The organism is Desulfuromonas sp. KJ2020, from assembly GCF_024197615.1.
Classification (GTDB): domain Bacteria; phylum Desulfobacterota; class Desulfuromonadia; order Desulfuromonadales; family SZUA-540; genus SZUA-540.
On sequence record NZ_JAKUKE010000001.1, the window covers coordinates 1,607,908 to 1,633,691 of the forward strand.

Here is a 25,784-nt window from a genome sequence, read left to right on the forward strand (position 1 = left end):
ATACATCTTCTCATTCTTTACAATCGATATTCGGTTGCGTATAGTTAATTCCATTTGAAGGAGGTTACGACACGTGGACAAAATTATTGATGGAAAAGCGATAGCGGCCAGCCTGCGCCAGGCCATTGCCGCCGACACGGCGAAGCTCACCGCTCAGGGGACGACGCCGGGGCTGGCTGTGGTCCTGGTCGGTGAGGATCCTGCCAGCCGGGTCTATGTCAGCATGAAGGAGAAAGCCTGCGCCGCCGCCGGCATCTATTCGGACGAACACAAGCTGCCGGCGGAGACGACCGAGGCCCAGCTGCTGGCTCTGATTGAGGAACTGAACCGGGACGAGCGCATCGACGGCATTCTGGTGCAGCTGCCTCTGCCGGCCCACATCGACGAGAGCAAGGTGCTCGAAGCCATTTCGCCGGCCAAGGATGTCGATGGCTTTCATCCTTACAACGTCGGGCGGCTGGTGACGGGCAATCCCCTCTTCCGCCCCTGCACTCCCTATGGGGTCATGAAGATGCTGGAGGCCACCGGCGTCGAACTGGCCGGCAAGGAAGTGGTCGTGGTGGGGCGCTCCAATATCGTCGGCAAGCCCGTGGCCCTTATGTGTCTGGCCGAACATGCCACCGTAACCATCTGCCATTCGCGCACCCGCGACCTGGCTGACAAGGTGCGGGCCGCCGACGTGGTCATTGCGGCTGTCGGCCGGCCGGAAATGGTGAAGGGGGACTGGATCAAGGAAGGCGCCGTGGTCATCGATGTCGGCGTCAACCGGGTCGGCGAAAAGAAGTTGGTCGGTGACGTCGATTTCGCCGCCGCCCGCGAGCGGGCCAGCGCCATTACGCCGGTGCCGGGCGGGGTGGGGCCCATGACCATCACCATGCTGCTGTACAACACGGTGGAAAGCGCCAAGCGGCGCGCCGCCGGCAAATAGACAATCCCCAAGGCGTTCAGGACACGGTGTTCCTGGGCGCCTTTTGTTTTTCGCCGCCGGTGGGGGCGCCATGATTATCAGTCAGCAGAAAAATCGCGAAGAGCTGCTGCAAAACCTCGAAGGGAAGAAGCGTCTATTTCTCGTCGGCTGTGGCGCCTGCGCCACCGCCTGCAAATCGGGCGGGGAGGAGCAGGTCTTCCAGTTGCAGGAGTGGCTCGCCTCCGTGGGGCGCGAGGTGACCGGCAGCGTGATCATCGACGAGGCCTGCCATATCATGCGTGCCGCCCGTGATCTGCGTCATCACCGCGACGCCGTGGCTGAGGCCGACGCCCTAGTAGTGCTGGCCTGCGGCGCCGGCGTGCAGTCCATCTCGAGCAACACCGACAAACGGGTCATTGCCGGTCTCGATTCGCTCTTTCTCGGCAATATCCGGCGGCTGGGGCAGTATGAAGAGAAGTGCTCCCTCTGCGGTGCGTGCATCCTCAACGAAACAGCGGGCATCTGTCCGGTGACCACCTGCGCCAAGGGGCTGCTCAACGGTCCCTGCGGCGGCATGGAGGAGGGGCACTGCGAGGCGGACCGGGAGGTGGAGTGCGCCTGGCACAGCATCTACGAGCGCCTGAAGAAGCAGGGGCGCCAGGGGGTCTTTGCCCGTACCGTGCCCCCCAAAAACTGGGGAAAGCTGCGCAAGCCCGGGCGGCTGAAGCTGGGCTGAGGGGTTCGGATGTCGCAGCTGCAAAGAGAGTTGAGCCAGCACCGTTTTGTGGTGACTACGGAGATTGCGCCCCCCAAGGGAGTGGATCTGTCGGCAGCGCTGGCCAAGGCCCGCGCGCTGCAAGGCATTACGGCAGTGAATGTCACGGACAATCAGGGGGGCAACATGCGTCTGTCTCCCCTGGTGCTGGCCGCCCGCCTGCTGGAGGCGGGTGTCGAGCCGATTCTGCAGCTGACCTGTCGCGACCGCAACCGTCTGGCCCTGCAGGCGGATCTGCTTGGCGCGGCGGCCCTGGGGGTGGAGAATGTCCTGCTCCTCTCCGGGGACCATATGCGCTTCGGCGATCATCCGCAAGCGAAGGCGGTCTTCGACCTCGATTCGGTACAGCTGCTGCAGGCCGTGTCGCATCTCAATCTGGGGCGGGATATGGCGGACCGGAAGCTGCAGGGCGTGCCCAGTTTCTTCGCCGGGGCGGCGGTATCCCCGGGGGCCGAGCCCTTCGAGCTGATGTTTCAGAAATATCGGAAGAAGGTGGAAGGCGGAGCCCGTTTCTTTCAGACCCAGGCGATTTTCGCGGAAGACAAGCTGCGTCGCTTCATGGACGCCGCCCGCCCTCTCGGCATTCCCGTGCTGCTGGGGGTGCTGCTGTTGAAGAACGCCGCGACGGCCCGCTTTCTCAACGCCAACATCCCCGGGGTGCAGGTGCCGCCGGAACTGGTGGAACGCCTGGAGCAGGCGGCCGACCCCCTGGCCGCAGGGGTGGCCATCGCCCGTCAGCAGGTCGCCCTGGCGCGGGAGATCTGCCAGGGAGTGCATCTCATGAGTCTGGGACAGGAAGAACTGATCCCGGCCATGCTGACCTGAAGCAAAAGGAGGGACCGCATGAAAAAGACGCCGCTCAATGCCGTACACAAGGAGATGAGCGCTCGCATGGTCGACTTCGGCGGCTGGGAGATGCCGGTGCAGTACCGCGGGGTTATCGACGAGCACCTGGCCGTCCGCCATGCCGCCGGCCTCTTCGATGTCTCTCACATGGGAGAGATCGCCGTTAAGGGCAACGGGGCGCTCGATTTTATCCAGCAACTGACCATCAATGATGCCAGCCGCCTGGTCAATGGCCAGGTCCAGTACAGCGCCCTGTGCTACCCGCACGGCGGCACGGTGGATGATGTGACCCTCTACCGCTTTGATCACGACCATTACCTCTTCTGCGTCAACGCCTCCAACATCGACAAGGATTTCGCCTGGATGCAGGAAGTGCTGGAAGAGGGGGATTTCGGTGACGTCCAGCTGCACAACGTCAGCGACGATTTCGCCCAGCTGGCCCTGCAGGGCCCCGGCGCCCAGACCATCCTCTCCCGCCTCACCGACACCCGTCTCGACCAGATCGCCACCTACCACTTTTATGAGGGGCTGGTGGCCGGCGAACCGGCCGTTATCTCCCGCACCGGCTATACCGGCGAGGACGGCTTCGAACTCTATTTCGACCCAGCGGCCGCCGTGGCCATCTGGCGGGCCTTGCTGGAGGCCGGTGCTCCCGACGGACTGGAGCCCATCGGCCTGGGTGCTCGCGACACCCTGCGCCTGGAGAAGAAACACGCCCTCTACGGCCATGAACTGTCGCCGGAGATTTCTCCCCTGGAGGCCGGGCTGGGGTGGATTACCGCCTTCGATAAGCCTGCCTTCATCGGCCGCGAAGCCCTGCTCCGGCTCAAGAAGGAGGGGCTGCCGCGCCGCCTGGTCGGCTTCGCCATGGTCGAGGCGGGTATTCCCCGCGCCGGCTATCCGCTCTTTGTCGGCGACGAGGAGGTCGGCCTGGTTACCAGCGGCACCCTGTCTCCCTCGCTGCGGGTCGGCATCGGTCTGGCCCTGGTCAAGCCGACCCAGGCCGCCGTCGGCACCGCGCTGCAGGTCGGTATCCGTCAGCGCCGGGTGGCGGCCCGCATCGTCAAGACACCCTTTGTGAAGAGATAACCCCCAACCCCTTTGTACCGTTTCAGCCAAAAGGAGGACGAACGATGGAATTTCCCGAGGAGCTCAAGTACACCGAGGAGCACGAGTGGGTCCTGGTCGAGGACACGATCATCACTATCGGCATCACCGATTTTGCCCAGGACAGCCTGGGCGATGTGGTCTTTGTCGAACTGCCGGAAGTCGGCGCCGAAGTAGTGGCCGGTAAGTCCTTCGGCGTGGTCGAGTCGGTCAAGGCCGTTTCCGACATCTATGCCCCTGTTTCCGGGGAAGTGGTAGAAATCAACGAAGAGCTCCCCGAAACGCCGGAGCTGATCAACACCTCGCCCTACGAGGACGGCTGGATGATCAAGGTGCGCATCAACGATCCGGCCGATCTGGCTGACCTGATGGACGCCGACGCCTACCAGGCCTTTGTCGAGGAGGAAGAATAGACGCCCAGCAGAACACGGAGAGAGCGGACATGAGCCATCCTTATATCCCCCACACCGAAGAGGACGTCCGGCAGATGCTGAACACTGTTGGCGTCCCGACGGTGGATGCCCTGTTTGAAGGCCTTCCCGGCGAGGTCCGGCTGACGCGACCCCTTGAGCTGCCCGGTCCGCTGGCCGAAAGCGATCTGCTGCGGGACTTAAAGCGTTTGGCCGACCAGAACGCCACGGTGGAGAGTCATGTAAGTTTCCTCGGCGGCGGCGCCTACAATCACTTTATCCCCGCCGCGGTCGACTATCTGGTCTCTCGCAGCGAGTTCACCACGGCCTATACCCCGTACCAGCCGGAGATCAGCCAGGGCACCCTGCAGGCCATTTTCGAATTTCAGACGATGATCTGTCAGCTGACGGGGATGGACGTGGCCAACGCCTCCATGTACGACGGCGCTTCCGCCTGCGCCGAGGCGGTGCTGATGGCCGTGCGGGCCACCCGGCGCCGGCGGGTGCTGATATCCGGAGCCCTGCACCCCCACTACCGGGAGACGGTGCGCACCTACTGCCAGTGTCTCGAGGTGGAGCTGGTGGAGGTGCCCTGGGACACTTCGGGAAGGACATCGCCTCCGGCACTCCGGGAGCTGCTCGATGGCGAGACGGCGGCGCTGGTGGCCGGCTATCCCAATTTCTTCGGCGTGATTGAAGGGGTGGCGGACCTGGCCGAAGCCGCTCATGCCGCCGGCGCCCGTCTGGTCGTCGCCGTGCCGGAGCCGGTCGCCCTCGGTCTGCTCAAAGCGCCCGGCGAGCTGGGGGCCGATATCGTCGTCGGGGAGGGGCAGAGTTTCGGCATTCCCCTCTCCTTCGGCGGCCCGTCTCTCGGCTTCTTCGCCTGCCGCCAGCAGGATCTGCGCTCCATGCCCGGCCGCCTGGTCGGCGAGACCGTCGACGCGCAGGGGAAACGCGGCTACGTGCTGACCCTGTCCACCCGCGAGCAGCATATCCGCCGGGAAAAAGCGACCTCCAATATCTGCTCCAACCAGGGCCTGTGTGCGCTGACCGCCACCATCTGGCTTGCCCTCCTTGGCAAGAAGGGGATTCGCGAGCTGGCCCAGCACAATCTGGCCAAGGCCGCCTACGCCCGTCGACAGATCGCGGCCCTGCCCGGCTTCTCCCTCCCCTTTACCGGGCCGGTCTTCAATGAATTCGTGGTGAAGGTTCCCGGCAGGGTCCAGATGCTTCTCGACCGCCTGGCGGGGCTGGGTATCCTGGGGGGCATTGCCCTGGCGCCCTGGTACGAAGGGATGGATGATTGCCTGCTGGTCTGCGTGACCGAACAGAACAGCCGCGCGCAGATCGACGCGCTGGTGGCCGCCCTGGCAGGAGGTGCCTGATGGAGAGTCTGGGAACGACGGGCCTTGTCCTCAACGAAAAGCTGCTCTTTGAACATTCCGATCCGGGCCGACAGGGCTATTCCCTGCCGCCGCTGGACGTGGAGGAGGCGACCTTGCCGGCGGGCCTGACCCGCGACGAGGTCGGCGGCCTCCCCGAGCTGTCGGAAGTGGACGTGGTGCGCCACTTCACCCGACTCTCCACCTGGAACTACGGGGTCGACTCGGGCTTTTACCCCCTTGGCAGCTGCACCATGAAGTACAATCCCAAAGTCAACGAGGTGGTCGCGCGACTGCCGGGTTTTGCCGCCACCCATCCCCATGCGCCGGCCGCGCTCTGCCAGGGGGCGCTCGAACTGATGCACGATCTGCAGCAGGCGTTGGCCGAAATCTCCGGTTTTCCGGCCCTGTCCCTGCAGCCGGCGGCGGGCGCCCAGGGGGAGTTCGCCGGCATGCTGGTCATCCGCGCCTGGCACGAATCCCGGGGGGAGAAGCGTCACCGGGTGCTGATCCCCGATACGGCTCACGGTACCAACCCCGCCTCGGCCGCCCTGTGCGGCTATGAGGTCAGTCCCGTGGCTTCCGGAGCCGACGGCCGCCTCAGCGCCGCCGCCGTAGCGGCGCAGATGACCGAGGACGTCGCCGCCCTCATGGTGACCAATCCGAACACCCTGGGGCTTTTCGAGTCGGATATCGCCGAAATCTGCCGCATCGTGCATGCCAAGGGGGGGCTGGTCTACTGCGACGGCGCCAACCTCAATGCCCTGCTCGGCATGGCCCGGCCGGGGGACATGGGCATCGATGTCATGCACTTCAATCTGCACAAGACCTTTGCCACTCCGCATGGCGGCGGTGGTCCCGGCGCCGGTCCGGTGGGGGGCTGCGCCAAGCTCGCTCCTTTTCTGCCCGCCCCGGTCGTCGAGAAGACCGCCGAGGGCTATCGGCTCACAAGCCCCGACCGCTCCGTCGGCCGGGTGAAGGCCTTTCACGGTCACTTCGGCGTCCTCGTCAAGGCCTATGCCTACATTCGCAGCATGGGTGCCGACGGGCTCAAGCGGGTGGCGCACATGGCCGTACTCAACGCCAATTATGTGCGGGCCCGCCTGCAGGAGGTCTATCATCTCCCCTACCGCGGGCGGTCTCTGCACGAGGTGGTCTTCTCCGATAAAAATTTGGAGGGTGGCTGCCATACCCTCGATCTGGCCAAGCGCCTCATCGACTACGGCTACCATCCGCCCACCATCTACTTCCCGCTCGTGGTCAAGGGCGCCATCATGATTGAGCCGACCGAGACGGAGAGCCTCGAAACCCTCGACGAATTCTGCGAGGCGATGCTGGCCATCGCCCGCGAGTCTCGGCAGAGTCCCGAATTGCTTCTCAAGGCTCCTGGTCGTACGCGCATCGGGCGACTGGATGAAACGGCGGCAGCCCGGCGACCCAAGCTGAAGTGGGAAAAATCAGACTGAAGGAGGGGGCCCGCAAGGGCCCTTTCCTATAGGATGTCACCAGGCCGGGAAGAAAAACTGGTCAGGTGATATTGGAAGAAGACGAAGATGGTCAGGGTCTCTTTCTCGTAGTAGCGGGAAAGAGCGCCGTAGGGAGCACCCTTGCGTACGGCATCGATCGCTTCCTGGTCAAGCAGCGGGTAGCCGGAGCTCTCCTTGAGTTCCACGTCCCGCAGAGTGCCGTCCTTGTTGACGGTGACCTGTAGCAGGCAGCGTCCCTGTTCCCCCCGTTCGGCGGCACGGGCGGGATAGCTCCACACCCCGTAGATGTTGTCCCGGAAGCGGCGGAAGAAGGAATTCAGCAGGTCGTTTTCCATGTCCAGCCAGACCGCCTGACTTTCTTCCACATCCTCTCGATACTTATTTCGCCACTCCTGCAGATACTGGTTGGCGCTTTTGGCCGCGGCCTGATTAAGGGCTGCCATCAGGGCTTTTTTATCCGGCAGCTCCGCCGGTTGCTCCGGTGCTGCCGGCGCTGGACCGGTGGTGCCGGGCCGGGACTCGATGCCTGCCTTGGCCGAGGGGCGCTCGGCGGGCGTTTCGGGGGCCGGGGGCGTCGGAGACGGAGGTTGTTGCGGCCGCGGCGGTGCCGAAGGAGCGCTGGGGGTCCGATCCTCGATGAAATCGCCCTTGGGGGCCGTCTCTCTTTCCACCTGCTGGTCGGCGGGGCCGAGACGTTTGGCGGGGGTCTGGCGCGGCTGTTCCGGCGGGGTGACGACCGGAGCGTCGAGTTCGCGCTCCCGGGCCGGGCGTCTGGGCTCGGGCGGGCGCATCTCCACGACCATGGGCGTGTCGGCCTCGGGTTCGGGGAAAAGGGAGCGCTGCGGCACCAAAAGGAGCAGCAGGAGATGCACCAGCAGGGACAGAATGATAAAGACCAGGATCATCGGATCCTGGTTGCGGCTGAATTGCATAAGGCAACGATGTCGTTAATAGGAAAAGGTTTACGGACAGTATACATGAATACCGCCGAGGGAGGCCAGCGCTCATTCATCGGGAAGAAGCGGCTCGGTCTGGGGAAAATGGTTGACCTTGGCAGGGAGCTTCAGGTATAAAATGAGGCTTTAATAAAACCCTGTTTTGAAGGAGGAACCTCTTATGCATTTGGTCGATCAGATTAAAACAAAAGCCCGGCAAAATGTGCAGACCGTTGTTTTGCCGGAAGGGTACGACGACCGCATGATTCAGGCTGCCGGCCAGATTGTTCAGGACGGCCTGGCCAGGGTGGTGCTGCTGGGCCAGCCTGATGCGCTTACGGCCAGGGCCCGCGAACTCCAGGCATCTCTGGAAGGAGTCACCTGTCTCGATCCCAAAACGGCGCCGCAGTTGGAAGCCTACGTGGATGAACTGGTCGAACTGCGAAAGAAAAAGGGGCTGAGCCGCGAGGAGGCCAAGGCGCTGTTGACCGCCGAGGACAATCTCTACTTCGGCGCCATGATGGTGCGCAAGGGGGATGCCGGCGGTGCCGTGGCCGGGGCTTTTAATACCACGGGCGATGTGTTGCGCGCCGCGTTTCAGGTGATCGGCACCTCGCCGGGGATGAAGACCGTCTCCTCTGTCTTCCTCATGGTGACCAAAAATACGGCCTTCGGTGAAAACGGAGTTCTGCTCTTCGCCGACTGCGCCGTTAACCCCAATCCCGATGCCGAAGCTCTGGCCGAAATTGCCGTGGCCACGGCCAGAAGCTGCAAGAGCTTCCTTGGTGTCGAGGCCCGCGTCGGCATGCTGTCCTTTTCCACCAAAGGCAGTGCCAGCCACCAGGATGTGGACAAGGTGCTCAAGGCGCTCGAGTTGGCCAAAAAACTCGACCCCTCGCTGCAGATCGACGGCGAGCTGCAGGCCGATGCAGCGCTGCTGCCTAAGGTTGGTGAAAAGAAGGCCCCGGGTTCTCCGGTGGCAGGCAAGGCCAACACCCTCATCTTCCCCGATCTCGATGCCGGCAATATCGGCTACAAGCTGGTGGAAAGAATAGCCGGTGCCGAGGCGGTCGGCCCCATCATTCAGGGACTGGCCAAGCCGGTGAACGATCTTTCCCGCGGCTGCTCCGTGGAAGACATCATCAGCGTCGCCGCTATCACGGCGGTGCAGGCCCAGGGTTGATGCCGTAATTCTGGCAGTCAGCGTAAACGCAAAAAGGCCGGCGGATAACCATCCGCCGGCCTTTTTGCGTAATTTTCCGCGTTCTATTTGCGCTGAAAGTCGCTGCTGGCAAAAGAATAGCAGAACTGCATATGGTCGGTATAGGTGTCTTCGAGAATGCCGACGACGTCTTCGGTAAAGACCAGTTCTTCATCTGTGGGGATAACAAACACCTTGACCTTGGAGTCGGGCTTGGTGATGACCGTCTCCCTTTTGCGCGTCATGGTGTTACGGTTCTTTTCCTTGTCAAGGAGGATTCCCATGAATTCGAGACCTTCCAGGGCCTTCTCCCGAATGAGCCAGGCCATCTCGCCGACTCCGGCTGTGAACACAACGGCGTCGATGCCGCCGATGGCCGCGGCATAGGTGCCGATATATTTTTTGAGGCGGTAGGCTTCGATTTCAAGCGCCAGTTGGCAGCGCTCGTCGCCTTTTTCTGCTCCTTCGATAACGTCGCGGCGGTCGGTGAACTGGCCGGTGATGCCGTAGATGCCGCTCTTCTTGTTGAGGATGGAGTCGATCTCGCGAGGGTTGAAGCCTTCCTGATCCATAATAAAGGCCGGGATGGCAGGATCGATGTCGCCGCAGCGTGTCCCCATGACGGCCCCTTCGAGCGGCGTCAGGCCCATGGTGGTGTCGACGGAGACGCCCCCCTTGATGGCGCAATGGGACACGCCGTTGCCAATGTGCATGGTGATGATGTTGCAGTCCTTCGGGGCTTTGTCGAGCAGGACCGCCGCCCGCTTGGAAACATAGAGGTGGCTGGTGCCGTGAAAACCGTAGCGACGCACGCCGTATTTTTCGTACCACTCGTAGGGCAGGGGGTAGATGTAGGCGTGCTGCGGCATTGTCTGGTGGAAGGCGGTGTCGAAAATGGCCACGTGAGGAACGTTGGGCAGCACAGCCTGGGCGGCTTCGATGCCGGCGATATTGGGCGGATTGTGCAAAGGGGCCAGATGCTGGACGTCCTTGATGGCGTTCAGAACCTCGTCGTCGATGCGAACGGACCGGGTGAATTTTTCACCGCCGTGGACGACTCGATGGCCGACGGCAGAGATTTTGTTCAGATCGCTGACCACCCCATGGGTTTTGTCGGTCAAGGTTTTAATAATAAGGTGCATGGCCACCTTATGGTCAGGGCATTCGTACTCTTCCCGGTAGGTCTCCCGTCCGGGAACTTCGTGAACGATAAAAGAGTCCCCGATGGTGACACGCTCGACCATGCCTTTGGCGATGACTTCCTTCCGTTCCCAGTCAAAGAGCTGGTATTTGAGTGATGAGCTGCCGCAGTTCAGAGCGAGTATATCCATGAAGCGAATGTCCTCCTCGGATTAGGTAGATAAGATAGCCGAATATTTCAAAATATTGTTTTATATGACTGAAAAAATTTGTTGAAAATAAAAAATGTCCGCAATGAATTCAGCCGGTTGGACCACTGGATAGCGGATAAAAATGTTCTAGAAGACTATAGCAACGCTGTTCGGATTGCAAGAACTTTGTTTCATTTTCAGGGTTCTTTGGGGGTGGACACGGGGTGGCAACTGGTGTATATATGCCCGATGAGAAGACAATAAACAGGAAAAGGAGGTGATTCCTTTGGCTCACACTATTACTGAAGAGTGTATCAACTGCGGTGCTTGCGAACCCGTCTGCCCCGTTGACGCCATCAGCGAGCAGGGTGACGTTCGCGTCATCGACGCAGCTACCTGCACTGATTGCGGCGCCTGTGTCGACACCTGCCCCGTCGACGCGATCGAGGCTCCCTGATCGACCCGTACCAAGGGGCGGCTCTCGGGCCGCCCCTGATTTTTTCTGCCATCCCCTGAAATTTATTCCTCGGTAAACGGGAGGTTCGCATGTTCGGATTGGGCACCACGGAGCTCGTCATTATTCTGGTGCTGGTGCTGGTGATCTTTGGTGCCGGCAAGTTGCCCGAAATCGGTGGTGCCCTTGGCAAGGGCATCCGCAACTTCAAGAAAGCCACCCAGGAACCCGATGAAATAGATATCAGCCCTGACCGCAAGGATGAAGACGAGGAGCCGAAGTAGGGACCCTCAGGCTGGAAGCACCAACTAAAAAAGCCGCACATTGTGCGGCTTTTTTAGTTGGTGAAACAGTGAAGTTACTGCTTGGAGCCAGGCTTGGAATCGGCCATTTCGACCGTGAACTCGCTCAGGTCGCGCGGCAGGTTCTTGAAGACGATGGTGAAGGGAATGCGGGCGCCGGGCGCGACGTTGAGATTGGAGAGGGAGTCGCCGAACTGATTGTTCATGGCTTCTTCAATTTTGGCAAAAGGCCATTCCTGCAGTTCCGTTGCCGTGAGGCGGTTGCCGCAGAAGACCGTCTGTTGCAGCAGGGCTTTGCCGTTCGGGTTGTAGAGAACGCCCTTGACGGCAATGGCCGAACGGACCTCCTTGAACTGATTGACAGCCTGGCCCTGAATGACAAAGAGTTCACCCGCCTCGCGGTTGTTGACAAAGGTACTGGACAGATCCGTGATCTGGATTTGCCCGGCTGGTTGCGCCGGAGGCGCCTGGCCCGTCAACTGGGTAATGATAGCGCCGATGTCGAGATTTCCCTGCTTGTAAAAGAGGTACCCGCCAGCGGCGCTCAGGCCGAGAAGTAGGACAAGGATAAAAAGGATGAGACCGCGCAATGGGCTCTTGCGGGGTTTTCTCCCCGGCTTTTTTCTGGCCTTGGTCGATTTTTTGGAGCCTTTGGCGGTGGACTCTTCGGAGACTTCCTTCGGCGATGGAATCGCGGCGGCCGCCGAAGTTTCTTCTTCCGCCTCCGGTTCGCCAAATAGAAAGCTCGCTTCGCCTGCACTCTGGTCCACCAGGTCTTCATCCTCAAAGGGCTGGTCCAGTGCGGGGGAGCTGGCGGATTCTTCAAATTCAAAATCGCCGGCGCCGCTTTCAGGAGATGTTTCTTCCCAGGAGAAATCATCGTCGCGGGCTTCGCCAAAGCTGTCTTCGAAAGGTGAGGCGATCTCTCCAGGTGTTTCGTCCGTCTCGGTGGCAAAGAAATCTTCCGTATCCGACGGCGACTCGTCCGTAAAGCCGAAATCGTCCTCAGTCGTCTCGCTGCCAAAATCGAAGTCTTTCGCCGAATCGTCACTGGCCAGCGCGGTTTCCTCCGTCAGGCCGCCAAAGAAATCGTCGTCCTGCTCGCTGCTCTCGGCCGAAGGCTCAGCAGGGCTGTCCTGGTCGCTGGTCTCTAAGGAGGTCTCTTCCGTATCACCGAAGGAAAAAGGCGGCTCCTCTTTTTCTTCCGCGGCCTCCTCGCCGAAAGAGAATTCATCGAAGGAAGAGGCGGACGTGTCTTCACCCATTTCTTCTGTCTCATTTTCAAACAGGCCCTTGACCGCATCCTCTTCGTCGCTGGCTTCAAAGGCGCTGAAGTCGATGTCAAGCTTGGGGCCGGCCGGCTGTTCCGGTTCGGGGGTTGGTGCCGTAAAGGATTCTCCCGCCTCTTCGATCTCAGCGGGTATGGAGACCTCCTCGGGCTCGGGAGGATAAACGGTGAAAATATGACGGCATTTCGAACAACGGACTTTCGTGCCTTCGGGTTTGACTTTTTCGTCCGCGAGTTTAAACCGGGCCTGGCACTCGGAGCATTGGATGATCATGCGTTCCTCTCCTATAAGGCTTGTCAGACGCCTTCTACCAGATAGATATCTGGGAGATTGCGGTATTTTTCATCGAAATCAAGGCCATAGCCGACAATGAAGCCATCTTCCATGGTGATGCCGGTGTAATCTGCGTCGATATCCACCTCGCGGCGCGCTTTTTTGTCGATGAGCGTACATATCTTGAGGGACTTGGGGTCGCGCAGAAGCAGGCGATTGTACAGCGACTGCAGAGTGAAGCCGCTGTCGACAATGTCCTCGACGATAATGACATTGCGCCCTTTTATGGGCTCTTCCAGGTCTTTGCGCATTTCGACGATACCGGAAGACTGGGTGTCGGACCCGTAGCTTGCCAGGCGCACGAAATCGACCACGACCTGAGAGGTGATTTCTCTGACCAGATCGGCGAAGAAGAGGAAGGATCCCTTGAGGACGCCGACCAGTAGAACCTCTTCCTGGGCATAGTCACGGCTGATCTCTTCGCCCAGGCGTTTGACCTGTTCGGTGATATAATCCTTCGAATAGAGCACTGTCAGGGTGGGTTTTTCCATGCGATTTCCTGAAAAAGGGGATGGTGAGTTAAAGCTGTATTCTATAGCAAGATAACGAAGTTGTGTCAATTTATTCGGTATATTTCAATAGGTTTACAGAGGGCTTTCTTGGATGTGGTAAACTAGAAAAGTTGTTTTTCCCTTCAAGGGGGATTTTTTCAGTTCAAAGGAGGTTGCAGGATGCAGATAAAGAGGGTGTGGGCCGGACTTCTGCTGGTGGGTCTTTTTTCCGGCTTGGCTTTGGCGCAAGAGCCGCGCCTGTGGGCGGAATCAACCGATTTTCGCTTTGGCGAGATTTACCAGGGGCAGCAGTTGGAACATGCTTTTCGCCTCGAAAATACCGGCAATGAGCCGCTCCTCATTGAAAAGATCCGTAGCTCCTGCGGCTGCACGGCGGCCCTGCTGTCGGATTACCAGATTGAACCCGGGCAGTCAGCGCAGCTGCGGGTGACCTTTGATTCGACCCGCTTCCGGGGCCCGGTCGTCAAAACCGTCTACGTTTACACCAATGACCCGCTTCACCGGGTCGCCCAATTCTATCTGCGTGGCCAGGTGACGCCCGAGCTCGTGTTGGAGCCCGCCAAGGCTGATCTGGGGTCACTTGAGCCTGGCGCCGTCGGCGAGGTGGCTATCGTGATCGGTAATGTCGGTCCACAGAACATCGCGATCCAGGAGGTTCAGACCGACCTGCAGGATGTTCAGGCCACTCTCTCCAGCAAATTGCTGCAGGCGGGTGGATCCGTGACGCTCCATATTACCGCCACGGCGGGGGAGGAGGGGGCTGTCAAACGCAAGGGATATGTCGTTATGTCCACCGACAGCCCCTACTCGCCCGTGGTGAAGGTTCCCGTCAGTTTTTCCGTTACAGGTGTGGCGCAGCCATGAAAATGTTCCGGGCAGAACATGGCCGCGCGTCTGCCGGCATCAAATGAAGTCAGGGGAGTCTATGGAAAACCAGCCCGTTTCTTCCTCTCAGCGAAGATTCTTTCTCTCCGTGGTATTGGCTGCTATCGGTGCCGCCCTGGCGTTTCTAGCCGGTTGGCCTTTGCTGCGCTTTCTCACGCCTCTACAGCAGGACGGGGACGATGGACGTGTCGCCATTGACCGGAAGCGCCTCGAAGTCGGCGGTGTCCTGTTTTTCAGCTATCGTGGCGGCACCGCGGTGGTCCTGCAGATGGCGCCTGGCGAATTCACCGCTTTTTCCGCCATCTGCACCCATCTCGGTTGCGTCGTGCAGTGGAAGTCCCAACCGCAGGAATTCGTCTGCCCCTGTCATGGTGGCCGTTTTTCTCCAGCGGGTGCCGTTCTCGGTGGTCCCCCGCCAAAGCCTCTAGTACCCCTACCTGTGACCCTCTCGGGGGAACAGCTTCTCATTGGATAGGAGTAAACCATGCGTCTCCTTGCGGGGATGGTCGAATTTCTGGATGCCCGGCTGGGTATCCGCGAGCTCATCCGAGCCAACCTGACTGGCTACCTGGTGCCGCGGCAAATCAATGTCTGGTACGCGCTGGGGTCTGTTCTGCTGACGCTCTTTGCCGTCCAGGTCGTCAGCGGTATGCTGCTGCTGATTTATTACGTGCCGCATGCCGCCATGGCCTATGACAGTGTCCACCGGATTATGAACGAGGTGCCCTTCGGCTGGCTGTTCCGCTATTTGCACGTCGTCGGCTCCAATGTGATCGTCATCGTTCTGCTGCTCCACATGCTCTCCGTTCTCTTCATGGGGAGTTACAAGAAACCGCGAGAACTCAACTGGCTCTCTGGATTCATCCTTCTCAACCTGACCTTCGGCCTGTGTCTGACCGGCTATCTGCTGCCCTGGAGCCAGTTGTCCTTCTGGGCGACCACGGTCGCCACCGATGTGGCAGGAGCCGTGCCCTTTGTAGGGGAGGCGCTGGTGAGCATGCTGCGGGGCGGCGCTATGGTTTCAGAGGCCACGCTGGGGCGATTCTTTGTCCTGCATGTCATCGCCCTGCCTCTGTTCCTGGCTCTTTTGGTCGGGTTTCATCTCTTTTGTGTGCGGCGGGTCGGTATTTCGACCCCTCCCTTCGCATCGGGCAGCCAGGGAGCACCGGCTGACAACCCTTCATCACCCGCTGCTGCAGGCGATATTCCCTTTTTCCCCAATGTCATCACCAAGGACCTGGCCGTCAACGCTTTTGTCTTCGCCGTCTTTATGGCCCTGACCTTTTTTGTCCCCCACCTGTTTATCCCGCCGGCTGCCTTTAGCCCCGCCGATCCCTTTGTGACGCCACCCGGCATCAAGCCCGAGTGGTATTTTTTGTGGGCCTATCAGACCATGAAAATTTTCCCGAACGAATTCCTGGGGCTTGCCGCCCAAGGGGCCGCCATGACCTTTATGGCGCTCCTGCCTTTCATCGACCGCGGGCCAGAACGCCGCCCCGCTAAGAGGCCGCTCTTTGTCACCTGTTTTGTCCTCGGTCTGCTCCTGTTTGTCGCCATTTCCCTGTGGGGGCACCACTCATGAGAATAGCTGTCTGTCTATTGATGAGTTTAGTGACCTTCCTGTTGGTGTCGATATCAGCCGCGGCCGTAACGAAACCAGCTCAAGCGACTGTCTGCTTGCAGTGTCACGGCGGTCAGGACGGTCGGCTCGGCCAACCTGTACCCCAGTGGCGCCAGAGTATCCACGCCGAGCAGGGCATCTCCTGTCACCATTGTCACGGCGGCGACCCCACGGATGCCCCAATGGCGATGAGTCCCGAAAGGGGATTTGTCGGGGTGCCGACCCCTTCACAGGTGGCCGACTTCTGTGGCCGCTGCCATATCGGCGTACTCGAAGACTATCTCGCCAGCGCGCATGGCAAGGCCCCCAAAGGAGCAGGTCCCCAGTGTGTGACCTGCCATGCTGCCCACCCCATCAAAAAGGCCAGCACAGATTTGATCAATTCCCAAACCTGCGGGCAATGCCACGGGTATGAGCGCGCAGACGAAATTCGCCGCGCCCTGGCCGCTACCGATCATGAAATCGCCGAGTTGGAAAAAGAGTTGAATCTGCTGCAGGGCCAGGGAGTAGCCACTGACACCCTGCAGAAGTCACTGTTCTCGCTGCGTAACGAATACCACCGACTCTTTCACAGCGTCGATTTGCTGAAAATAAAAGCCGAAACGGGAAAATTCAGGGAATCCCTGCGCGAGATGCGGCAGCAAGTCGATACCATTCTCGACGAACTGGCGGGCCGCAAGGTCTACGGTGCCATTGTCGTCGGTTTTTTTGTGCTGGCCGGTTTCGTGCTGCTGCTTATTCGCAAGACCTACGAAGAGGAAGAATAAGGTGCCGCCCCGAACAGCCCCATCACAAGAATGCGGTTGCAATTCGGCAGGAGATGGTTTATATAGAACAGCCCATGCGCGATTAGCTCAGCTGGATAGAGCGTTGGCCTCCGGAGCCAAAGGTCACAAGTTCGAATCTTGTATCGCGCGCCAAAAATTCAAGGGATTTCTGATGGTTGAAAGACTGTTGGAAGTCCTTTTTTTGTGTGTAAAACCTTGGTGGGGACAATTCAGTGTCCCCGTTTTGTCCCCGTAAATTTTATTGGATCATTTTGTGTCATTTTAGAAACTGTCCCCGTTTTGTCCCCGAGCCATCACCCTCTCCCGGAAGCCTGTCAGGAATTTCTTTAATGTGCGGTCCAACCGGAGAGTGTTCGACTGGGACAACAGCTCTTTACATAAAAAGATTTAACCGCCTTTATTAGAAAGCGCAGCGAGTACCTAATATCTCGTAGTAGTCTTCGCTGGTACCTGATATCCCGTAAATCGCTCTTTGTGGATACAGACGGGATATCAGGTACATTTGCGCTTGAATTGAGCAATCAGCCCGTGATGGTGTACCTGATATCCCGTCAATAGGGTTCATGCAACATGCAGGTAAGATACTCTCTATCTCCTGCGGGATATCAGGTACGTTTTTTTGAGGCTTTTATTGCGATCCGCAGGGTGTACCTTATATCCCGTTCAGGGCTGTACCTAATGTCCCGCTGGACAGGCCCAACTGACTTTACGGGATTTCAGGTACACTTCCGTACTTGCCGGCAACCTCTTTCCATTTAGCCCGCAAGAAAATAGAGGCTGGTTCCGGAAAGGCTTTGCCGGTTCTCTCTCTTTCGTATTCCTCCTTGTCTTTGTCGGACAGGGAATCGAGCCAGTTTTGAAAGGCTTCCTCCTCTAGCTTTTCTCTTTTTGCCTGCCGATTTTTTTCGGCATCCAGAGCTTCTTCCAACTCGTCTTTGTATCCTTTTGGACGGCGGTAGCAACCTCGAAGACTCAGGCTAGAAAAAACAAAGGAAGCCGGGTCTTCGACAGCGCGGCCCTCTTTATCGACCATTTTTCCATGAGCCAATTCCCACTCGGCGTATTCCAGGGAGACTGGGATAAGGTCCAGAGGTTTAAGCCGGGCCTGGAGATTTTCGACAATCTGTTGAATCTGAGCCGATCTGAATCCCGCCCTGGCAAGCAAGGGATACCACTGCTGCATTTGCTCGTCCGTCCATGACAAAATTTTTTCAGCCATCGTTTCTAAGATAGATAGATTTTTATCTTTTAAAGATCTTTCTATCTTAGAGGGGGATAGTGGCTGCCCTTGAGGGGTATCACTATAGGGTGACACTGTTCTTTCTTTTTCCTCATCTAATGGCCCACAAAAAATGATTTTTTGACCGTGCATCCTTTTCTTACGATCATACGATTGAGCTCCGGCCAAAATAATCCCGGCTTCCTGCAATTTGTAAAAAGTTTTTTTAACCATACTTTGGGAAATGTCTAATTCTTCAGCTATTTCCGAGGATGATGTAAACAGAATTCGCTGGTTGGCTCTTTGTATATATTTGATTATTTTTCTTTGTGCGGACCCTTTAAAAAATTTAATTGCCCGCGAATATGAATATTCATCAAGGAGAGGAAAATCACTCTCCTTTAAATCCTCCAAAGGATGACACTCAGGGGTGACACTGGTGGCTGACAAGGGTGACACTCAGGGGTGACAAGGGTGACATTAGTGGCTGACAAGGGTGACACTGGAGCTTCTTTTTTGTCGCCTTTGGCAAACCTTGATGAATTTATTTTTTGAATATTTTCCCTGATACGACGATCTCGCTCCAAATCCTTTGAGGAGAAAGTGTCAGGGTCAATGGGACCCTCTCCGAAGAGATTGTCGAGGTGCTCATCCAGCCAATGCTTTTCAGCCACGGGCCTTTTCCTCCATATCAACTACCGCCAAAAACTCTTCAACAAGAGCGCGAAAGTTCTTCGCTCCTGTTGAATTCGGGGCCTGCCTTATAATGGTGTTCTGGTCTTTTTCCGCATCCCAAAAGGCCGGGTTTTTAGGGATAACGGTTTTGAAGACACTTTCTTTCCCAAGCTGCTTTTTAAGGGCGCCAATGGCCGCCTGAGGAAAAAGTATTGGGATCAATGTGACATAGTTTTTTCCAGCATCTTCCAGTGATAGGTCCGTGTATGTCAATGGTGTATAACACACCTGCCACTCTGGTCTGCTTCGTTTTTTTTCGTTTGGAGGGACAGAGGGTTGATTTTTCTTTTCCCTCAATCATTTAGGTGGCCTTGGCCGTGTGGGCCTTTTTCCTGGGGCGACCGCGGCCCCGTTTGGCCGTGGTCTGTCTTTTGGGACGGTCATCTGTGCTGGGCTTACCTAAATTGAATGATGGAGACTGGGCGCGATCATCCAGCCACGCCAATAGTTTGTCCGTAGGGTAAATTACTGTTTTTCCGACCTTTAGTCTTTCTGGGCCCTTGCCTGCGCAATCTAGATTGCGCAGACTGCTAGGCGTGAGCCACCCGAAATAGGTGCTAATTTGGCGGCGCTCGATGAATGGTGGATAGTGATCAATGAGACTCGAAAATGAAAAATCTGCCATGTGCCCTCCTTTATTCTTAAGTAGGGTCATTCTGACACGATTTTTGTGGTCAAAATTGCACAGAAAAGGGCCGAATATCGTCCTTTTCGGTACTTTTTCGAATTACCGCTTAACTTTTTGTGATTTTTCCAGGCCTCGCGAGTAGCCACCACTTGGCAAAAAATGTCGCTGATTAAAGTCAGTGGTCATAAGTAGAGCAGCATGCAGTCGCTCATGGAAAGTATTGATTTCAAGGTGGTACGGTTGTCACTTAACACTGCATGAGGGGAACGCTATTTGCCTCTCAAAATCATCTGGCGATGTTGACCGACGATGGGAAATTAAATGTGATTCTAGGGTTTTTCCTGATAGGCACCGGCGGGATAATTTGCTAGAAGTAGTTGTTGAACTTCAGTAAGACAGAAGAGCGGCACGCAGATAGTTCTTTCTTTGAATTTATTTCGTCAATCAAACGGGCAGGCCGGCGAAAAGGGTCATTTCGTTGGCCAGTTGTTTTGATATTGACGACCACCTCTCAAATTTGTTTTTGAGGAAGGGGAGGGGGGGATTAGTCAAATGGTATTCAACGAAGATTCAAGGGTCAAGATACCCTGCATCCTTCACCTAGCCAGGCTTGGTTATGCTTACATTTCCCTCAAAAATGCCACCTGGGATGAAGAAACCAACATCTTTCCCGACCTGTTTCGATCTGCAATCGCTCGGATAAACCCAGATTTAAACATTGATGATGTCAATCGCTTGCTGGCCGACGTCAAGCTCTCGCTTGAAAACGAGGACCTCGGTGAAGCTTTCTACGAAATGCTCACGGAACGATCCGGTGTTAGGCTGATTGACTTCGTCGATTTTTCAAATAACCGTTTTCACGTCGTTACCGAACTGCCCTGCAAAAACGGTGACGACGAGTTCCGGCCCGATATCACCCTGCTCATCAACGGCATGCCGCTGGTCTTCATCGAGGTCAAAAAACCTAATAATCGAGAAGGCGTGTTGGCCGAGCGTACCCGTATCATCACTCGATGCCGCAACCATCGCTTCCGTCGCTTCATCAATATCACCCAATTGATGGTCTTCTCCAATAACATGGAGTACGATGACGGCTCACCCCAGCCCGTTGAAGGGGCTTTTTACGCCAGTCCCTCGTATGATACCCCCCTCTTCAATTATTTTCGCGAAGAGGAAAACCTGAATCTCACCGATTTACTCGCCGAAGAAGACGAAGCGGTGGAAAATGAGGTTCTCAGGGACAACAATCTGACCGCGATCAAACACAGCCCAGAATTCATCAGTAATAAGTCTCCCGATACACCGACCAATCGCATCTGCACCTCCCTGTTTAGCCGAGACCGCCTGGCGTTTCTGTTAAAATATGCCCTGGTCTACGTGAACGAAGACGACGGCCTGCACAAGCACGTCATGCGTTACCCGCAACTCTTTGCCACCAAGGCGATCGAGGGCAAGCTTGATGCCGGGATACGGAAAGGGATCATCTGGCATACTCAGGGCAGTGGCAAGACCGCGCTGGCCTACTACAACACCCGCTTTCTGACCGACTATTTTCAGCAGCGCAAAATCATTCCCAAGTTTTACTTCATCGTTGACCGGATCGACCTGCTCATCCAGGCCCAGCGGGAGTTTTCAGCACGGGGGCTTACGGTACACACTATCGATACCCGTGAGGCCTTCACCCGCGATATCAAGGCGACAAAGGCGATTCACAACGACTCCGGCAGGCCGGAGATTACCGTGGTCAACATCCAGAAATTCCAGGATGACCCAGACGTAGTGCGTACCGTGGATTACGACGTCAGCATCCAGCGCGTGTATTTTCTCGACGAGGTCCACCGCAGTTACAATCCTAAGGGCAGCTTTCTTGCTAACCTGAGCCAGTCTGACGAGAACGCCATCAAAATTGGACTCACTGGCACACCATTGCTGGGAGATGATTACAACTCCCGCGTTCTGTTTGGTGATTATTTTCATAAGTACTACTACAACGCCTCCATTGCCGACGGCTACACCCTGCGGCTTATCCGGGACGAGATCGCTACCAACTACAAGCTCTCTTTGAAAGAGGCACTGAACGCAGTGCATCTCCAACAAGGGGATATCAAGAGAGACATCCTTTACGCCCATCCACGTTTTGTTGAGCCGATGCTCGATTACATTATTCATGATTTCGAGAAGAGCCGAGGTGTACTGAACGACGGTAGTATCGGCGGCATGGTGATCTGTGACAGCGCCGAGCAGGCGAAGAAGATGTTTGAAATTTTTCAGGCAAAACGCCATGCAGAAACAGCTAGGTACGACGGCGTTTACGGAAGTGACGATCTACCCTTGGCGGCACAAAAGCCTGCGACCGCATTGGATGCTCGAAGGCAGGCCAACAAGGTAAAAAACGCCGCCCTGATTCTGCACGACATCGGTAGCAAACAGGATAGAAAAGACTGGGTGGAAGACTTCAAGTCAGGCAAAATCGACCTGCTGTTTGTCTTTAATATGCTGCTTACCGGCTTTGATGCCCGCAGGCTGAAAAAACTTTATTTGGGGCGGGTCATCCGTAAACACAACCTGCTTCAGGCCCTGACTCGGGTCAACCGTCCCTACAAGGATTTCCGCTACGGCTACGTGGTCGATTTCGCCGACATCAGCAAAGAATTCGAGGAAACGAACCAGCGTTATTTGAAGGAACTCAATGAAGAACTGGGCGATGAACAGGAACACTACTCCCATCTGTTCAAATCCGCCGAGGAGATCCAGGGCGAAATTGAGCAGATTAAGGATATTCTGTTTAGCTTCGATATTGAAAACGCCGAGGAATTCTCCCGGCAGATCAGCCAAATTGAGGACCGCTCTACCGTGCTCGCCCTCAAAAAAGCCCTGGCTGATGCCCGCAGCCTCTATAATCTGATCCGCCTGCAAGGGGAATACAGCTTTCTTGATCAACTCGATTTTCAAAAACTCAACCAACTCTACCGGGAGACCAATAACCACCTCGACCTGCTAAACCTTAAAGAGGATCTTGAATCGGATACCGACACTACCGGTTTGCTCAATCTCGCCTTTGAAGACGTGCTCTTCATGTTCACGAAGGTGCGCGAAGAAGAGCTGGTACTCGCTGACACGCTGAAAAATACCCTGCGCCAGACCCGAGAGGCTCTAGCCGATAACTTCGACAAGCAGGATCCCCGATTCATCTCACTTAAAGAAGAGCTGGAACGGCTCTTCAAGAAGAAAAAACTGAATGAAGTCAGCCAAGAGGAAATGACGGCTAACATCGGGTCGGTGACTGCGATTCGCGACCAGGTCAAGGAATTGAACCGCCTGAACAACCAGCTTCGCGCCAAATACCAGGGCGACGCCAAATACACCCGCATTCACAAGCGACTACGGGAGCGTGGGGTGTTGTCTGAGACCGAGCGCAGTCTTTTTGCCGCACTGTCCGGGGTTAAGCAGAAAGCTGATGACCAGGTTCTGCGGAACACCCAGCTGTTGGCCAATGAAAGCTATTTCGAGCGAATGATGATGCCGCTGGTGATCAGCGAATTCAAGGCACTTGGAAAAATTAAACTCAACCCGAAAGCTTTCCAGGATATCAATCAATTGGTAGTCACCGAATACATGAACGAATTTATTTCAGGTACACGGACAGGAGCACACACTTGGTAACGCAGGATTTTACAAACAGCACCCGACAACTGATCGACAGCCTCAAGAACATCTGCGCCGCCTACGGCCTCGGTAACGATGGTAACGAGTTCAAGATCATCACCCAGGTTTTTCTGTATAAATTTCTCAACGACAAATTCGCTTTCGAAGCTAAGAAAATCAGCCCTGAGCTGAACCAGGAAAAGAAATGGGAGAAGGCAGTCAGCGATATGACCGCCGACGAGCTTGAGATGCTGCAACTGCAGATGGGCCCTGACACCGCCCGCCTCAAGCCCGAGCACTTCATCGCCCACCTGTGGAACCGCCAGAACGATCCGGAGTTTGCAAAACTCTTCGATGACACCCTGCGCGACATCGCCATCAGCAACAACGATATCTTTGCAGTCAAAACCGACGGCGGAGCCAAGGTCACCTTGTTTGACCGGGTGAGCGAATACATCAGCGACCCCTCCAGGCGCGATGCCTTCTGTCGTGCCATCATCAACAAGATTGGAGATATTAGCTTCGAAAGCATTTTTACCCAGAAGTATGACTTCTATGCCGCCCTGTTCGAATACCTTATTAAGGATTACAACAAGGACAGTGGCGGCAAATATGCCGAGTATTACACCCCGCACGCCGTCGCCAAAATCATGGCTGCCATCCTGGTGCCTGAAGAAGTGCGCGGCCAGATCAGTAACGTCAGCTGCTACGACCCCTCGGCCGGTTCCGGCACCCTCTTGATGAACCTGGCCCACGCTATCGGCGAGCAGCGCTGCGCCATCTACTCGCAGGATATCTCGCAGAAATCATCGAGTCTGCTCCGACTGAACCTGATTCTCAATAATCTGGTTCACTCTATTCCCAACATCATTCAGGGCAATACCTTGCTGCACCCCTACCACCGGGACGGCAAGGCGTTGAAGCAGTTTGACTACATCGTCTCGAATCCGCCCTTCAAAATGGATTTCTCTGATTTTCGCAACGAGCTGGATACCAAAGAGCACCAGGTCCGCTTTTTTGCCGGGGTTCCCAATATTCCCAAGCAGGCTAAGGACAAGATGGCCATCTACCAGCTCTTCCTCCAGCACATCGTCCATTCCCTCAAATCCGGCGGCAAGGCTGCCGTTGTGGTGCCCACCGGCTTCATCACCGCGCAATCCGGCATCGACAAGAAGATTCGCCAGCACCTGGTGGATGAGAAGATGCTGGCCGGGGTGGTCTCCATGCCCAGCAACATTTTCGCTACCACTGGCACCAACGTCTCCATCCTCTTCATCGACGACGCCAACAAGGAGGGCGTCGTGCTGATCGATGCTTCCAGTCTTGGCACCAAAGTCAAAGACGGCAAGAACCAGAAGACCCTGCTCTCCGAAGCAGAGGAAGATCGGATCATTGCTACCTTCAACGCCAAGGAGGCGGTGGAGGATTTCTCGGTGGTGGTGAGCTATGACGAGATCGTCGCCAAAAACTATTCTCTCAGCGCCGGGCAGTATTTTGAGGTGAAGATCGAATACGTCGACCTGACGCCGGAGCAGTTTGCGGCGAAGATGCAGGGCTTTACCGACAATCTGGACAGGCTGTTCAAGGAGTCGGCGGGGCTGGAGCAGGAGATTCGGCAGCAGTTGGCGGGGTTGCGGTATGAGTAGGTTTCCGCTCGTACAATTTGAGAATGCAGCGTTGCAAATCATAGACGGAGACAGGGGAGTTAACTACCCCCAGAAATCAGAGTTTGTGAAAAGTGGACATTGCGCTTTTCTGAATACTGGGAATGTCACCAAGTCCGGCTTTGATTTTAGCGAAACCGATTTCATTTCAAAGGAGAAAGACGTTCGATTACGTAAGGGTAAGGCAACACGAAATGATATCGTTTTAACCACGAGAGGTACGGTTGGGAATGTTGCTTTCTACGGCGAGTCTATTCCATTTCAAAACATTAGAATCAATTCCGGGATGGTCCTTCTTCGCGCCAATCCAAAAGACATAGCACCCTACTACCTATATTGTTTTCTCAGGTCTGATGTTTTCAAAAAACAGGTTTTCTCAAATGGCTCCGGTAGTGCCCAACCACAACTACCTATAGGTGCGTTAAAGAATATTGCATTCCCATTACCGGGAATTGAAGCCCAAAAAAAAATCGCCGCCGTCCTCTCCGCCCTCGACGCCAAAATCGACTGCAACAACCGCATCAACACCGAGCTGGAGGCGATGGCCAAAATCCTGTACGACTTCTGGTTCGTGCAGTTCGACTTCCCCTTCGACTTCGCTTCCGGCAAGCCCGCCCAAAACGGCAAGCCCTACAAATCCTCCGGCGGCAAGATGGTCTACAACCCCACACTGAAACGGGAGATTCCGGCGGGGTGGAAGGCCGGTATAGCGGCCGATTTGTTCGATTTCAATCCCGGCCTAGCTCTGCCAGTGAACAAGGAAGCGAGTTATATCGACATGAATTCGCTGCCGGTGACAGGTTTTATGACCAATCCGCCTGAACTCAAACGGTTTGCCGGGGGAATGAAATTTCAGAATGGTGATGTGGTGGTTGCCAGAATCACCCCTTGTTTGGAGAATGGCAAAACAGCACTGATCTCACTGATGAGGGATGGCGAGGTTGGATTTGGCTCGACAGAATTCATCGTGATCCGCGGCAAGGAATCCTCTCTGAGCGCATTTGCTGCACAACTGAGTAGATCGGCATCCTTCAGGCAGTTTGCCATTTCCAATATGACAGGAACTTCTGGAAGAAAGCGTATCGACGCAGGCACGTTAGAGACATTTTCCTTGCCATTGCCGCCTAAGGAACTCTTGCTGCAGTATGAAAAAACGGCTGCCTCCTTGTTAAAACGAATGACAAATAATGCCCAGGAAAACCAGCACCTCACCCAACTCCGTGACTGGCTTCTACCCATGCTGATGAACGGTCAAGTTACGGTGGAATAAGTGGGGAGGGGGGTATGGAAAAACTCATAATTGCTCTGGATAACTGCTACGGTATTCA

Annotated in this window: 24 protein-coding genes and 1 tRNA gene; 18 read left to right on the top strand and 7 right to left on the bottom strand. The window is 56.4% G+C overall.

All coding sequences use genetic code 11. The features are described 5' to 3' along the window. Positions 1-73 precede the first annotated feature (73 nt). The 7 genes from folD to gcvPB all read left to right on the top strand — a co-directional run bounded on the left by folD (position 74) and on the right by gcvPB (position 6,893). Positions 74-928 (top strand): bifunctional methylenetetrahydrofolate dehydrogenase/methenyltetrahydrofolate cyclohydrolase FolD, encoded by an 855-nt coding sequence (gene folD, locus MJO47_RS07380; RefSeq protein WP_253960474.1) that lies wholly within the window; start codon positions 74-76, stop codon positions 926-928. A gap of 70 nt (positions 929-998) precedes the next feature. Next, positions 999-1,643 (top strand): methylenetetrahydrofolate reductase C-terminal domain-containing protein, encoded by a 645-nt coding sequence (locus MJO47_RS07385; RefSeq protein WP_253960475.1) that lies wholly within the window; start codon positions 999-1,001, stop codon positions 1,641-1,643. A 9-nt stretch (positions 1,644-1,652) separates the two neighbouring features. Continuing rightward, positions 1,653-2,507: a methylenetetrahydrofolate reductase gene (locus tag MJO47_RS07390; RefSeq protein ID WP_253960476.1), complete on the top strand. Its 855-nt coding sequence runs from the start codon at positions 1,653-1,655 to the stop codon at positions 2,505-2,507. Between the two features lie 18 nt (positions 2,508-2,525). After that, positions 2,526-3,617, top strand: a complete 1,092-nt coding sequence (gcvT, locus tag MJO47_RS07395; protein ID WP_253960477.1) for a glycine cleavage system aminomethyltransferase GcvT — start codon at positions 2,526-2,528, stop codon at positions 3,615-3,617. A gap of 44 nt (positions 3,618-3,661) precedes the next feature. Next, positions 3,662-4,048: a glycine cleavage system protein GcvH gene (gene gcvH, locus MJO47_RS07400; RefSeq protein ID WP_253960478.1), complete on the top strand. Its 387-nt coding sequence runs from the start codon at positions 3,662-3,664 to the stop codon at positions 4,046-4,048. Positions 4,049-4,077: 29 nt separating this feature from the next. Then, positions 4,078-5,430 (top strand): aminomethyl-transferring glycine dehydrogenase subunit GcvPA, encoded by a 1,353-nt coding sequence (gene gcvPA / locus MJO47_RS07405; RefSeq protein ID WP_253960479.1) that lies wholly within the window; start codon positions 4,078-4,080, stop codon positions 5,428-5,430. Further along, positions 5,430-6,893: an aminomethyl-transferring glycine dehydrogenase subunit GcvPB gene (gene gcvPB / locus MJO47_RS07410; RefSeq protein ID WP_253960480.1), complete on the top strand. Its 1,464-nt coding sequence runs from the start codon at positions 5,430-5,432 to the stop codon at positions 6,891-6,893. Before gcvPA ends, gcvPB begins: the two co-directional genes overlap by 1 nt. Positions 6,894-6,919: 26 nt before the next feature. Here gcvPB and MJO47_RS07415 read toward each other — a convergent pair whose 3' ends face one another. After that, on the bottom strand, positions 6,920-7,819 hold the full coding sequence (locus MJO47_RS07415) for a TonB family protein (RefSeq protein ID WP_253960481.1): 900 nt from the start codon (positions 7,817-7,819) through the stop codon (positions 6,920-6,922). 211 nt (positions 7,820-8,030) lie between these two features. Here MJO47_RS07415 and pta point away from each other — a divergent pair, with 211 nt between their 5' ends. Continuing rightward, positions 8,031-9,032, top strand: a complete 1,002-nt coding sequence (gene pta, locus MJO47_RS07420) for a phosphate acetyltransferase (RefSeq protein ID WP_253960482.1) — start codon at positions 8,031-8,033, stop codon at positions 9,030-9,032. A gap of 83 nt (positions 9,033-9,115) precedes the next feature. Here the strand turns inward: pta and MJO47_RS07425 are convergent, their stop codons facing one another. Continuing rightward, positions 9,116-10,381 carry an acetate kinase gene (locus MJO47_RS07425; protein ID WP_253960483.1) on the bottom strand — a complete coding sequence of 422 codons (1,266 nt, stop codon included), beginning with the start codon at positions 10,379-10,381 and terminating at the stop codon, positions 9,116-9,118. 286 nt (positions 10,382-10,667) lie between these two features. Between MJO47_RS07425 and MJO47_RS07430 the strand changes: the two genes are divergently transcribed. Together MJO47_RS07430 and MJO47_RS07435 are read left to right on the top strand one after the other, a co-directional pair. Next, entirely contained in the window at positions 10,668-10,838 is a 171-nt protein-coding gene (locus MJO47_RS07430; RefSeq protein ID WP_253960484.1) for a DUF362 domain-containing protein, read from the top strand. Between the two features lie 89 nt (positions 10,839-10,927). Next, on the top strand, positions 10,928-11,119 hold the full coding sequence (locus tag MJO47_RS07435) for a twin-arginine translocase TatA/TatE family subunit (protein ID WP_253960485.1): 192 nt from the start codon (positions 10,928-10,930) through the stop codon (positions 11,117-11,119). 74 nt (positions 11,120-11,193) lie between these two features. Here the strand turns inward: MJO47_RS07435 and MJO47_RS07440 are convergent, their stop codons facing one another. Together MJO47_RS07440 and hpt are read right to left on the bottom strand one after the other, a co-directional pair. Beyond that, entirely contained in the window at positions 11,194-12,699 is a 1,506-nt protein-coding gene (locus tag MJO47_RS07440; protein ID WP_253960486.1) for a DUF3426 domain-containing protein, read from the bottom strand. Positions 12,700-12,722: 23 nt separating this feature from the next. Further along, positions 12,723-13,250, bottom strand: a complete 528-nt coding sequence (gene hpt, locus MJO47_RS07445) for a hypoxanthine phosphoribosyltransferase (protein WP_253960487.1) — start codon at positions 13,248-13,250, stop codon at positions 12,723-12,725. Positions 13,251-13,430: 180 nt separating this feature from the next. Here hpt and MJO47_RS07450 point away from each other — a divergent pair, with 180 nt between their 5' ends. The 5 genes from MJO47_RS07450 to MJO47_RS07470 all read left to right on the top strand — a co-directional run bounded on the left by MJO47_RS07450 (position 13,431) and on the right by MJO47_RS07470 (position 16,697). Next, complete coding sequence (locus MJO47_RS07450; RefSeq protein WP_253960488.1) at positions 13,431-14,135, top strand: DUF1573 domain-containing protein; 705 nt, start codon at positions 13,431-13,433, stop codon at positions 14,133-14,135. Between the two features lie 61 nt (positions 14,136-14,196). Beyond that, a complete protein-coding gene (locus MJO47_RS07455) occupies positions 14,197-14,631 on the top strand; it encodes a ubiquinol-cytochrome c reductase iron-sulfur subunit (RefSeq protein ID WP_253960489.1) in 435 nt (144 codons plus the stop codon). 9 nt (positions 14,632-14,640) lie between these two features. Beyond that, positions 14,641-15,738 (top strand): cytochrome bc complex cytochrome b subunit, encoded by a 1,098-nt coding sequence (locus tag MJO47_RS07460; protein WP_253960490.1) that lies wholly within the window; start codon positions 14,641-14,643, stop codon positions 15,736-15,738. Next, a complete protein-coding gene (locus MJO47_RS07465) occupies positions 15,735-16,544 on the top strand; it encodes a NapC/NirT family cytochrome c (protein ID WP_253960491.1) in 810 nt (269 codons plus the stop codon). The genes MJO47_RS07460 and MJO47_RS07465 overlap by 4 nt, the downstream gene beginning before the upstream one ends. A gap of 76 nt (positions 16,545-16,620) precedes the next feature. After that, a tRNA-Arg gene (locus MJO47_RS07470) sits at positions 16,621-16,697 on the top strand. Between the two features lie 574 nt (positions 16,698-17,271). On the opposite strand, the gene MJO47_RS07475 is transcribed toward MJO47_RS07470, so the two are convergent. From MJO47_RS07475 to MJO47_RS07485, 3 genes are all read right to left on the bottom strand, one after another. Continuing rightward, the gene (locus MJO47_RS07475; protein WP_253960492.1) at positions 17,272-18,234 is read right to left on the bottom strand and encodes a hypothetical protein; all 963 of its coding nucleotides are present in this window, start codon (positions 18,232-18,234) and stop codon (positions 17,272-17,274) included. 216 nt (positions 18,235-18,450) lie between these two features. Further along, a complete protein-coding gene (locus MJO47_RS07480; protein WP_253960493.1) occupies positions 18,451-18,816 on the bottom strand; it encodes a ParA family protein in 366 nt (121 codons plus the stop codon). A gap of 4 nt (positions 18,817-18,820) precedes the next feature. Further along, positions 18,821-19,144 carry a hypothetical protein gene (locus tag MJO47_RS07485; protein WP_253960494.1) on the bottom strand — a complete coding sequence of 108 codons (324 nt, stop codon included), beginning with the start codon at positions 19,142-19,144 and terminating at the stop codon, positions 18,821-18,823. A gap of 555 nt (positions 19,145-19,699) precedes the next feature. Here MJO47_RS07485 and MJO47_RS07490 point away from each other — a divergent pair. From MJO47_RS07490 to MJO47_RS07500, 3 genes are read left to right on the top strand one after another with little or no spacing between them, the layout of a single operon-like run. Next, complete coding sequence (locus tag MJO47_RS07490) at positions 19,700-22,810, top strand: type I restriction endonuclease subunit R (RefSeq protein ID WP_253960495.1); 3,111 nt, start codon at positions 19,700-19,702, stop codon at positions 22,808-22,810. After that, positions 22,804-24,438 carry a class I SAM-dependent DNA methyltransferase gene (locus tag MJO47_RS07495; RefSeq protein ID WP_253960496.1) on the top strand — a complete coding sequence of 545 codons (1,635 nt, stop codon included), beginning with the start codon at positions 22,804-22,806 and terminating at the stop codon, positions 24,436-24,438. The genes MJO47_RS07490 and MJO47_RS07495 overlap by 7 nt, the downstream gene beginning before the upstream one ends. Next, positions 24,431-25,726, top strand: coding sequence for a restriction endonuclease subunit S (locus MJO47_RS07500; RefSeq protein WP_253960497.1), 1,296 nt, complete (start codon positions 24,431-24,433; stop codon positions 25,724-25,726). Before MJO47_RS07495 ends, MJO47_RS07500 begins: the two co-directional genes overlap by 8 nt. Positions 25,727-25,784: the final 58 nt, after the last annotated feature.

Excerpts from the sequence above, each read along its gene's own strand:
- MJO47_RS07385 (WP_253960475.1), top strand. The coding sequence starts at position 999 with ATGATTATCAGTCAGCAGAAAAATCGCGAAGAGCTGCTGCAAAACCTC.
- MJO47_RS07390 (WP_253960476.1), top strand. The coding sequence starts at position 1,653 with ATGTCGCAGCTGCAAAGAGAGTTGAGCCAGCACCGTTTTGTGGTGACT.
- gcvT (WP_253960477.1), top strand. The coding sequence starts at position 2,526 with ATGAAAAAGACGCCGCTCAATGCCGTACACAAGGAGATGAGCGCTCGC.
- gcvH (WP_253960478.1), top strand. The coding sequence starts at position 3,662 with ATGGAATTTCCCGAGGAGCTCAAGTACACCGAGGAGCACGAGTGGGTC.
- gcvPA (WP_253960479.1), top strand. The coding sequence starts at position 4,078 with ATGAGCCATCCTTATATCCCCCACACCGAAGAGGACGTCCGGCAGATG.
- gcvPB (WP_253960480.1), top strand. The coding sequence starts at position 5,430 with ATGGAGAGTCTGGGAACGACGGGCCTTGTCCTCAACGAAAAGCTGCTC.
- MJO47_RS07415 (WP_253960481.1), bottom strand. The coding sequence starts at position 7,819 with ATGATCCTGGTCTTTATCATTCTGTCCCTGCTGGTGCATCTCCTGCTG.
- pta (WP_253960482.1), top strand. The coding sequence starts at position 8,031 with ATGCATTTGGTCGATCAGATTAAAACAAAAGCCCGGCAAAATGTGCAG.
- MJO47_RS07425 (WP_253960483.1), bottom strand. The coding sequence starts at position 10,381 with ATGGATATACTCGCTCTGAACTGCGGCAGCTCATCACTCAAATACCAG.
- MJO47_RS07435 (WP_253960485.1), top strand. The coding sequence starts at position 10,928 with ATGTTCGGATTGGGCACCACGGAGCTCGTCATTATTCTGGTGCTGGTG.
- MJO47_RS07440 (WP_253960486.1), bottom strand. The coding sequence starts at position 12,699 with ATGATCATCCAATGCTCCGAGTGCCAGGCCCGGTTTAAACTCGCGGAC.
- hpt (WP_253960487.1), bottom strand. The coding sequence starts at position 13,250 with ATGGAAAAACCCACCCTGACAGTGCTCTATTCGAAGGATTATATCACC.
- MJO47_RS07450 (WP_253960488.1), top strand. The coding sequence starts at position 13,431 with ATGCAGATAAAGAGGGTGTGGGCCGGACTTCTGCTGGTGGGTCTTTTT.
- MJO47_RS07455 (WP_253960489.1), top strand. The coding sequence starts at position 14,197 with ATGGAAAACCAGCCCGTTTCTTCCTCTCAGCGAAGATTCTTTCTCTCC.
- MJO47_RS07460 (WP_253960490.1), top strand. The coding sequence starts at position 14,641 with ATGCGTCTCCTTGCGGGGATGGTCGAATTTCTGGATGCCCGGCTGGGT.
- MJO47_RS07465 (WP_253960491.1), top strand. The coding sequence starts at position 15,735 with ATGAGAATAGCTGTCTGTCTATTGATGAGTTTAGTGACCTTCCTGTTG.
- MJO47_RS07485 (WP_253960494.1), bottom strand. The coding sequence starts at position 19,144 with ATGGCAGATTTTTCATTTTCGAGTCTCATTGATCACTATCCACCATTC.
- MJO47_RS07490 (WP_253960495.1), top strand. The coding sequence starts at position 19,700 with ATGGTATTCAACGAAGATTCAAGGGTCAAGATACCCTGCATCCTTCAC.
- MJO47_RS07500 (WP_253960497.1), top strand. The coding sequence starts at position 24,431 with ATGAGTAGGTTTCCGCTCGTACAATTTGAGAATGCAGCGTTGCAAATC.